Source organism: bacterium (assembly GCA_021372515.1).
Classification (GTDB): Bacteria; Gemmatimonadota; Glassbacteria; order GWA2-58-10; family GWA2-58-10; genus JAJFUG01.
Window position 1 is genome coordinate 1 of record JAJFUG010000216.1, and the last position, 9,082, is coordinate 9,082.

8 protein-coding genes are annotated in these 9,082 nt (G+C 64.0%); all 8 read left to right on the plus strand.

The genetic code is table 11. The features are described from left to right. The first annotated feature begins 85 nt into the window (after positions 1–85). The 8 genes from LLH00_19405 (at position 86) to LLH00_19440 (ending at position 8,440) form a co-directional block, all read left to right on the plus strand. A complete protein-coding gene (locus LLH00_19405; GenBank protein MCE5273450.1) occupies positions 86–1,522 on the plus strand; it encodes a replication-associated recombination protein A in 1,437 nt (478 codons plus the stop codon). Further along, the gene (locus tag LLH00_19410) at positions 1,519–3,462 is read left to right on the plus strand and encodes an ABC-F family ATP-binding cassette domain-containing protein (protein ID MCE5273451.1); all 1,944 of its coding nucleotides are present in this window, start codon (positions 1,519–1,521) and stop codon (positions 3,460–3,462) included. Before LLH00_19405 ends, LLH00_19410 begins: the two co-directional genes overlap by 4 nt. Then, positions 3,455–4,744 (plus strand): GTPase HflX, encoded by a 1,290-nt coding sequence (hflX, locus tag LLH00_19415; GenBank protein MCE5273452.1) that lies wholly within the window; start codon positions 3,455–3,457, stop codon positions 4,742–4,744. Before LLH00_19410 ends, hflX begins: the two co-directional genes overlap by 8 nt. Then, positions 4,737–5,450 (plus strand): pyridoxine 5'-phosphate synthase, encoded by a 714-nt coding sequence (locus tag LLH00_19420; GenBank protein MCE5273453.1) that lies wholly within the window; start codon positions 4,737–4,739, stop codon positions 5,448–5,450. The genes hflX and LLH00_19420 overlap by 8 nt, the downstream gene beginning before the upstream one ends. A 10-nt stretch (positions 5,451–5,460) precedes the next feature. Continuing rightward, on the plus strand, positions 5,461–6,078 hold the full coding sequence (yqeK, locus tag LLH00_19425) for a bis(5'-nucleosyl)-tetraphosphatase (symmetrical) YqeK (protein MCE5273454.1): 618 nt from the start codon (positions 5,461–5,463) through the stop codon (positions 6,076–6,078). 100 nt (positions 6,079–6,178) lie between these two features. Next, a complete protein-coding gene (locus LLH00_19430) occupies positions 6,179–6,856 on the plus strand; it encodes a LytR C-terminal domain-containing protein (GenBank protein MCE5273455.1) in 678 nt (225 codons plus the stop codon). Between the two features lie 27 nt (positions 6,857–6,883). Next, positions 6,884–7,789 (plus strand): ribokinase, encoded by a 906-nt coding sequence (gene rbsK, locus LLH00_19435; GenBank protein MCE5273456.1) that lies wholly within the window; start codon positions 6,884–6,886, stop codon positions 7,787–7,789. A gap of 57 nt (positions 7,790–7,846) precedes the next feature. Beyond that, the gene (locus tag LLH00_19440) at positions 7,847–8,440 is read left to right on the plus strand and encodes a DUF6338 family protein (protein MCE5273457.1); all 594 of its coding nucleotides are present in this window, start codon (positions 7,847–7,849) and stop codon (positions 8,438–8,440) included. The last annotated feature ends 642 nt before the right edge of the window (positions 8,441–9,082 follow it).

Here is a 9,082-nt window from a genome sequence, read left to right on the forward strand (position 1 = left end):
TATTTGCCCCTGTGCTTTATTGGGTCAAAAATAAGTCAGTCTCTGGCATTTGTCCACCGGTCCGCCCGGTGGCGGGACACGCAGAATGAGCCGCAAAAACGAACAGGACATATTCGGCCTGCCGGATGAGCTGGGCGATGGACGGGTCTCGCCCCTGGCCGAGAGGATGCGCCCGCGCACCCTGGATGAGTTCGAGGGCCAGGAGCATATCCTGGGGCCGGAGGGGGTGCTGCGCCGGATGATACAGAGCGACCGCATCCGCTCGATGATTTTCTGGGGCCCCCCGGGCAGCGGCAAGACCACCCTGGCCGGGATAATCGCCGGACAGACCGGCTCGGCGTTCGAGCACTACAGCGCGGTCACCTGCGGGGTGGCGCAGATCAAGGCCGCGGTGGCCGAGGCCGCCGAGCGCCTGAGGCTCCAGCGCCGCCGCACGCTCCTGTTTCTGGATGAAATCCACCGGTTCAACAAGGCGCAGCAGGACGCCCTTCTGCCGCACGTGGAAAACGGCATAATCACCCTGATCGGGGCCACCACCGAGAACCCCTCGTTCGAGGTGAACAGCGCCCTGCTCAGCCGGGTCAAGGTGTTCGTGCTGAAGCGCCTGGAGACCGAAAACCTGGGCCGCATTGTCGACCGCGCCCTGGCCGACAGCGAGCGCGGGCTTGGAGCGCTGGGCCTGAGCCTGGAGCCCGGGGCGCGGCAGTTCCTGCTGGAGGCCTCGGACGGGGATGCACGGGTGGCGCTCTCGGCGCTGGATATGGCGTCCGCTTTCATCGAAAGCGGCACCGGCGGCAAGAGCCTGGACAAGGAGACCATCTCCCAGGCCCTGCAGCGCCGCATGCTCCAGTACGACCGTCAGGGCGACCAGCACTATGATGTCATCTCGGCGTTCATCAAGAGCCTGCGCGGCTCCAACCCGGATGCCGCGCTCTACTACATGGCCCGCATGCTTGAGGCCGGCGAGGACCCGCTGTTCATCCTGCGGCGGATGATAATCTTCGCCTCGGAGGACATCGGCAACGCCGACCCGCAGGCCCTGCCCCTGGCCGTGGCCGCGCACAAGGCGGTGAGCGTGATCGGCCTGCCCGAGGGCGCGATCCCGCTGAGCCAGGCCGTGACCTACCTGGCCTGCGCCCCCAAGAGCAACGCCAGCTACCTGGCCCTGCACAAGGCCCAGGAGGCGGCCCGCCAGCACCTGAGCGCCCCGGTGCCCCTGCACCTGCGCAACGCCGCCACCGCCCTGATGAAAGCCCTGGGCTATCACAAGAATTACAAGTACCCGCACGATTTCCCCTTCCATTTCACGGCCCAGCAGTACCTGCCGGATGGCCTGGAGGACCTGCGTTTCTACGAGCCCACCACCCTGGGGCAGGAAAAGGAGATCGCCCGCCGCCTCGACTGGTACCGCCGTCACGGTGGAGCGCCCGGCGGCGCAGGCGCACCCGGGGTCCCGGCGGCCGGGGAAAACGCGGGTGACACGGACAAGAGCGAGGACAGCAGCGAGGAGACGAGACAGTGACTTTGATCAGCTTTGTGGATATCTGCCGCAGTTTCGGTGGGCACACGGTGTTCGAGCCGGTGACCGGGCTCATCCGCGCCGGCGACCGGGTGGGCGTGGTGGGGCCCAACGGGGCTGGCAAGACCACTTTCTGCCGTATCCTGGCCGGGCTGGATGCCCCGGACAGCGGCCAGGTGCATGCCGAAAAGAACCTCAGCCTGCGCTACATGGAGCAGGAGGTGGACACCGGCTCGGCGCGCAGCGTGCTGGAGGAGCTGCTGGCCACCGCGGGCGAGGTGCGCGAGCTGGAGAACCGCATCCACCAGTTCCAGGCCCGCCTGGAGCGGGGCGAGACACCCAACGAGGACGAGCTGCACCGCTACGGCTCGACTCTGGAGCGTTTCGAGCGCCTGGAGGGCTACAGCCTGCGCGCGCGGGCGGAAAAGATGTTAGTCGGCCTGGGCCTGGGCGAGGCTACCTTCGGCCAGAGCCTGGCGAGCCTCTCCGGCGGCCAGAGAAGCCGTCTGGCCCTGGCCCGCTGCCTGCTGGCCGAGCCGGACATCCTGTTCCTGGACGAGCCCACCAACCACCTGGACCTCAGGGCCATCGAGTTCCTGGAGGGTTTCCTGGCCGAGACCCGCTCCACGGTGGTAGTGATCTCGCACGACCGCGCTTTCCTGAACAACGTCACCAACCGCACCATCGAGATACTGGACCGCAAGGTCACGCTGTTCGGGGGCAACTACGACGCTTACGCCCAGTGGGCCGCGGCCGAGGCCGAGCGCGCCGAGCGCACCCTGGCCAACTACGAGCGCAAGGTGGACCAGCTCCAGGACTACATCCGGCGCAACATCTACGGCCAGAAAAGCCGTCAGGCCCAGAGCCGCCGCAAGATGCTCGACCGGATGGATCCGCCGCCCGAGGTGCGGCGGGGACGCAGCGCCCCGCGCTGGCAGATCCAGGTGGCCGACCAGTCCGGCTCGCTGGTGCTGGAGGCCAAGGGGCTGGCCAAGGGCTGGGACGGCGGCGCGCCGCTGTTCGAGGATTTGGACCTGACCCTGATGCGCGGCGACAGCCTGGCCGTGATCGGCGACAACGGCACCGGCAAATCCACCCTGCTGCAGATTCTGGCCGGCAAGCTCGCCTCCGATTCCGGGCGCCTGAGCTGGGGCAAGGATGTCAGCCTGGCCGTGCTGCCCCAGCACGTGGAGCGCCCCTCCGACAACCGCCGGGTGCTGGATTACATGTCCAGCCACGCCCCGGACCTGACCCTGGGCCAGTTGCGCGGCTACCTGGCGCGGTTCCTGTTCCGCGGCGAGCAGGTGGAGCAGAGCGTGGGCACGTTGAGCGAGGGCGAGTTCCGCCGCCTGGTCCTGGCCGGGCTGATCTACTCCCGGGCCAACCTTCTGCTGCTGGACGAGCCCACCAACCACCTGGACATCTACAGCCGCGAGGCGCTCCAGGAGGCCCTGGCCGAGTACCCCGGCACCCTGGTCATGATCACCCACGACCGCGACCTGTTGGCCGGCTTGGCCACCCGCGTGCTTGAGTTCGTCTCCGGGGCGCGCCTGGGCGGGGGTTTGGACAAAACAGTTGAATACGACGGGGATTATTCTTATTATAAGTCCAAGCGCGATGAGCTTGAAAAGGCCCTGGCCGCACCACCTCCGGCCGCGGCCAAGCCGGCCGCCCCGGCGGCGGAGACAGCCCGTCAGGAGCAGACAGCCAAATCCGGCCTGAGCAAGAACGCGCTGCAGAAAATTCGCGAGCGGCGAGAGAAGATCGAGGCCGAGATCGCCGCCCTGGAGGAACGTAAAACCGCCCTGGAGCACCGTCTCGGCGACCCTCAGACCTACCGTCAGGAGGGCCTGGCCGTCTCTCTGGCCAGCGAGATGGAAACTCTCAAGGCTGGGATAGATAAAGCTTACGAGGAGTGGGAACAGCTTCTTGAGCATGATTGATATCAACCAGACCCCGCAGAAAGCCGTGTTGTTCGGCATGGAGCGCACGGACAGCCACCTCTGGGGCGACAGCCCCCTCGAGGAGTTGGAGCGCCTGGCCGACACCGCCGGTGCTGAGGTGGTGGGACGGGTCACGCAGCGCTTTCGCGGGGTCGACTCGACAACTTATATCGGAAGCGGCAAGGCCGAGGAAGTCCGCGACCTTATCCAGCAGCACGAGGCGGACATCGCCATATTCGACGATGACCTCTCGCCCAGCCAGGCGCGCAACCTGGAGGACCTGTTCGAGGTGCAGGTGCTGGACCGCTCCGAGCTGATCCTCGACATCTTCGCCCACAACGCCCGCACGGTCGAGGCCCGCCTTCAGGTGGAACTGGCCCAGCTCGAATACCTGCTGCCGCGGCTCAAACGGATGTGGGTGCACCTGTCGCGCATCCGCGGCGGCATCGGCCTGCGCGGCCCGGGCGAGACCCAGCTCGAAACCGACCGCCGGATCATCCAGCGCAAGATCGCCGACCTCAAGCACAAGCTCGTGCGTATCGAGAACCAGCACGCCGTGCGGCGCTCTGCCCGCGAGAAACTGTTCAACCTGGCCCTGGTCGGCTACACCAACGCCGGCAAGAGTTCGCTGCTGCACGCCCTGTCCGGGGCCGATATCCTGGTGCGCGACCAGCTTTTCTCCACATTGGACACCACCACGCGACGGGTGGGCCTGGAGGGTGGGCGCGAGGTGCTGCTCACCGACACGGTGGGTTTTATCAACCACCTGCCGCATCACCTGGTGGCCTCGTTCAAGGCCACGCTGCACGAGGTGGCCGAGGCGGACCACCTTCTGCTGGTGGTGGATGTGGCGAGCCCCCACTTCTCCGAGCGCATCACGGTGGTGAACAAGGTGCTGGGCCAGATCGGGGCGGGAGAGATCGAGCGCACCCTGGTGTTCAACAAGGTGGACCGCGTGGCCGAGCGCCACAACGTGTTCGAGATCGCGGAGCAGCACCCCGGCGCGGTGTTCAGCTCGGCCGCGCGCGGCGACAGCGGCGTGCGCCACCTGCGCGACAAGCTCCTGGAGATAGTCCGGCGCACCGAGGCCGAGTTCTCCATCGACCTGCGCCCGGAGGAGGGCCGTCTGGCAGCCAGCCTTCACGAGCAGGGCCACGTGCTGGAGCGCCGCAGCGATGACAGCCGCCTGACCCTGCGGGTGCGGATGCGCCGCTCCCTGATCGAGCGCCTTCTGGCCGACAGCCCGCACACAATCACCTACCACGGAGGCGACATTGATTAGACTGGGCGTGAACGTGGACCACGTGGCTACGCTGCGTCAGGCCCGCCGCACGGTGGAGCCCGACCCGGTCTGGGCCGCGGCCCTGGCCGAGCTGGCAGGCGCCGACCAGATCACTGTGCACCTGCGCGAGGACCGCCGTCATATCCAGGACCGCGACGTGGAAGTTCTGCGCCGCACGGTGCGCACCCGGCTAAACCTGGAGATGGGCGCCAGCGAGGAGATCACCGCCATCGCCCTGGCCCTGCACCCCGACCAGGCCACCCTGGTCCCGGAAAAACGCCAGGAGGTCACCACCGAGGGCGGGCTGGATGTGGCCAAGCACCGGGCCAAGTTAGCCGATGTGATCGCCCGGCTCAAGGGCGCCGGCATCCGGGTCAGCCTGTTCATCGACCCGGAGATCAAGGTCACCGGGCTTTCCGCCGCGGTCGGGGCGGATGCGGTCGAGTTCCACACCGGGGCCTACGCCAACGCCGTGGGGCCGGAGGCGGTCGAGCGGGAACTGACCAAACTGTCTGCCGCCGCTGAACTGGCTGCCTCGCGCGGTTTGGCGGTCTACGCCGGGCACGGGCTCAACTACTGGAACATCACCGCCGCGCTGGCCATCCCGGCCCTGGAGGAGGTCAACATCGGACATTCCATAATCAGCCGCGCGGTGCTGGTCGGCCTGGAGCGCGCGGTGCGCGAGATGAAAGAGCTGCTCAAGTAGGGTGAGGGCGATGGGACAGTTTGACGCACTGGCGAAAGAGCTGAAAGCCGAGATCAAGCGGCGGTACGCGGGTAAGCGCCTGGAGTTGCACATCAATTCGGTGGCCCAGTTCGCGCGCAAGGCGGCGGCCAGGATCGCCCCGGCGAACGACATCCCGGACAAGGTCTACATCGCGGGCCTGGCCCACGATCTGTACAAGGGTTTCAGCCAGAAAGAGCTGCGCGATTACATCCTGGCCCAGTCCGTGCCCCTGGACAGCGAGACCTGGCGTCTGGGCGGCGGCCTTCTTCACGGCCCCGCGGCGGCGCATTACCTGCGCTCTGTCCTGGGTGTGACCGACAACGACATCCTGGATGCCGTGTTCTACCACACGACCAGCCATCCCGAGGCCGGCCTGGTGGAGAAAATCATGTTCTGCGCCGATTATCTCGAACCCAACCGTCCCCAGCGCGCCGAGGAGAGCGATGTGCGCGCCCTGGGCCGGCGGGTGGTCAAGGCGCTGGATGAGGTCTACCACGAGGTGCTGGGCCGCAAGCTGATCTATACCGTGGGCAAGGGTCGTCCCCTGCATTCCAACGGCGTGGCGGCCTGGAACGCGGTGAGTCTCAACGGGCGGGACAAGAAGTGAGCGCTTACAAAACTGTTGCTCTCTTGCGCCCGGACCTGCTATTTTCAGGGCAGGGAAAGTCAATTCCGGCAGTCTCCACCCCTCACAGCATGGCCCGAAAATGCCCAGCCGCCCCTACAGCCGCAACCGGCGCGAACACCTGAAGAACCTGCGCAAGTCGCGCAAGGGACAGGCGGTCGAGACCAACCGACGCACCCTGAGTGCGGCTGCGCCGCGACGGGGCAAGCCGCTGGTGACGCTCAAGGGCCTTCTTACCAGCCTGGCCCTCGTGGCCGCGCTGGCCGTGCTGGTGCTGTTCATGACCTCGGCCTGGCTGCAGTACCGCGAGAGCGCCCTGGCCCAGAAAGCCAGCCAGGAGCAGGCCGCCCAGGCTGTCGTGCCGGGGCAGAACCTGGCCCTGCCGCCGGTCGACCCGGCCACGGTGGAGGTGCGGGTCCTGAACGGCTGCGGCGAGCCGGGGGCCGGGCGCGATATGACCACCCGTTTGCGCGACCTGCGCTTCGATGTGGTCAGCGCGGCCAACGCTGATAATTTCGACTACGAGAACACCCTGGTGGTGAACCACACCGAGCGCCCCGAGGTGGGCCTGGCCGTGGCCAACTCCCTGGGCTGCACCCACCTGACCAGCCAGCCGGATGAGATGGCCCTGGTGGATGTCACCGTGATCCTCGGCCGCGACTGGTCGAGCTATGTCACTCCCCCACAGCCGGAAACTCCCCCCCCGGTAACCATCAAGAGCATTGTGGCACGCGCGCGTTCTATAATCGGACTACAATAGATTTCACAGATGACGGGAGAAACCAGCATGGACCGCAAGCCGGTGGTGGTGATCGGCAGCTCGAACATGGACCTGGTGATCAAATCCGGCCGTATCCCCAGGCCGGGCGAGACTATCCTTGGCGGCGAGTTCGCCATGATCGCCGGGGGCAAGGGCGCCAATCAGGCCGTGGCCGCGGCCCGTCTGGGCGCCCAGGTGTATTTTGTGGCCCGGGTGGGAAAGGACGCTTTCGGGGCCAAAATGCTGGAGAATTTCACGCGGGACGGTATCCGCACGGACTACGTGGTGCAGGATGAGAGCGCCGCCTCTGGCGTGGCCATTATCGTGGTGGACCGGCACGGCGAGAATATAATCGTGGTGGCGGCCGGGGCGAATGCAAAGCTCTGTCCGGCGGACATCGACGCCGCCGAGGCGGTGATCGCCAAGGCCGACAGTGTCCTTTTACAGCTCGAAATCCCGCTGGAAACAGTCGAGCGCGCGGTTGAGATCGCGGGACGGCACGGCACCCGGGTGATCCTCGACCCGGCCCCGGCGCGCGAGCTGCCAGATAAGCTTCTGGCCGGGGTGAGCCTCATCACGCCCAACGAGACCGAGGCGGAACTGCTGACCGGTATCTCCGGCGCGGATGAGCCAAGCTGCACGGCCCAGGCCGAGGCGCTCAAAGCCCGCGGGGTGGCCACGGTGCTGGTGACTCGTGGCAAGCAGGGCGTGCTCTGCCGGGACAGCGCCGGAGTGCGCTCTTTCCCCACGGTTCCGGTCCAGTCCGTGGACAGCACCGCGGCCGGGGACTGTTTCAACGGCGCTCTGGGCGCGGCCCTGGCGCGCGGGGAAAGCCTGGAGAAGGCCATTGCCTTCGCCTGCCGCGCGGCGGCGCTCTCCACCACCAGATTGGGGGCGCAGGACAGTTTGCCGACAGTGAAAGAGCTAACTTGAAATTGCCTAAGGTATTAATTATATTAAAGTAAGCTTTCTTTTTAGACAGAAGATAATATGGAAAGTTTTTCCACAGAATTAATCTCTGTTCTTCAGTTTCTTTTACCCGGTTTCGTTACAGCTTGGGTTTTCTATGGATTGACCTCATTCCCTATTCCTTCAAAGTTTGAAAGGGTAGTACAGGCACTGGTATTTACTATTATCATTCAGTTTTGTGTTTTATCAGAAAAATGGATAGTTTTAAAAATTGGGAGTTATTTTTCGTACGGAGAATGGAACAATTACTCCGAGATATTTTATTCAGTATTGACTGCACTTTTTATTGGCGTTATCTTTGCTTATCTTTCAAACAGCGATAAACTACATAAAATTGCAAGAGATTGTGGAATCACCAGAGAAACTTCTTATCCTTCTGAATGGTTTGGCACCTTCTTAAACAATAGAACTTTTGTCGTGCTTCATCTAAAGGACGAAAGACGGTTACGTGGTTGGCCAAGTGCATGGCCTTCAGATCCCAATAAGGGTCATTTTGTTCTTGAGGAAGCATCATGGATTCCTGATATAGAGAGCGACAAAGAAATACCTTTAGACGGTGTTAAATCAATTATGATTAATGTCAAGGATGTTTATTGGGTAGAGTTCTTAAAATAGCAGTGAGGTGAAAAATGGGAATGAAAGCACCTATCCCGTTCCATCAGCGAGGGCCAGATTCGCCACAGACCGGGGTAAACCCGTCGGCACCACCCAACAGGCCGCCTACCCCACCTCCGCCACCTTCGCCTCCGAGGCGGCCATAGTGGTGACGGCATTTAAAACGTAGAGGGGCACGGTGCACCGTGCCCCGTTTTTTCTACTGCAAAACTGCTACCCCACCCTGTTTCCCCCTTTTCTAAGGGGGATTAAAAGCTCACAGCCCGAGCCTTTGGAAAATCCGAGCGGAGCCGTTAAAATTCCCCCTTAACAAAGGGGGTGCCTGCAAAGCAGGCGGGGGTTGTACGTTCCATGACACCCCGCAGCGTGCCCCACTTACGGGCGAGACATGTCTCGCCCCTACGAAAAAGCCGGGCGACCGTCCCCCCCCCTTTAGCAAAGGGGGGTTAGGGGGGATTTAATCCAATCAACAACTCGAATCCCCCTCGATCCCCCTTTGGAAAAGGGGGAGGGAAAAGCAAAGGGCACGGCATGCCGCGCCCCTACATTCCACTCGACCGCGCCAAACTGCTACAACCCCCTGTTTCCCCCTTTTCTAAGGGGGATTAAAAGCCTTCAGCCCGAGCCTTTGGAAAATCCGTA

Excerpts from the sequence above, each read along its gene's own strand:
- LLH00_19405 (MCE5273450.1), top strand. The coding sequence starts at position 86 with ATGAGCCGCAAAAACGAACAGGACATATTCGGCCTGCCGGATGAGCTG.
- rbsK (MCE5273456.1), top strand. The coding sequence starts at position 6,884 with ATGGACCGCAAGCCGGTGGTGGTGATCGGCAGCTCGAACATGGACCTG.
- LLH00_19430 (MCE5273455.1), top strand. The coding sequence starts at position 6,179 with ATGCCCAGCCGCCCCTACAGCCGCAACCGGCGCGAACACCTGAAGAAC.
- yqeK (MCE5273454.1), top strand. The coding sequence starts at position 5,461 with ATGGGACAGTTTGACGCACTGGCGAAAGAGCTGAAAGCCGAGATCAAG.
- hflX (MCE5273452.1), top strand. The coding sequence starts at position 3,455 with ATGATTGATATCAACCAGACCCCGCAGAAAGCCGTGTTGTTCGGCATG.
- LLH00_19440 (MCE5273457.1), top strand. The coding sequence starts at position 7,847 with ATGGAAAGTTTTTCCACAGAATTAATCTCTGTTCTTCAGTTTCTTTTA.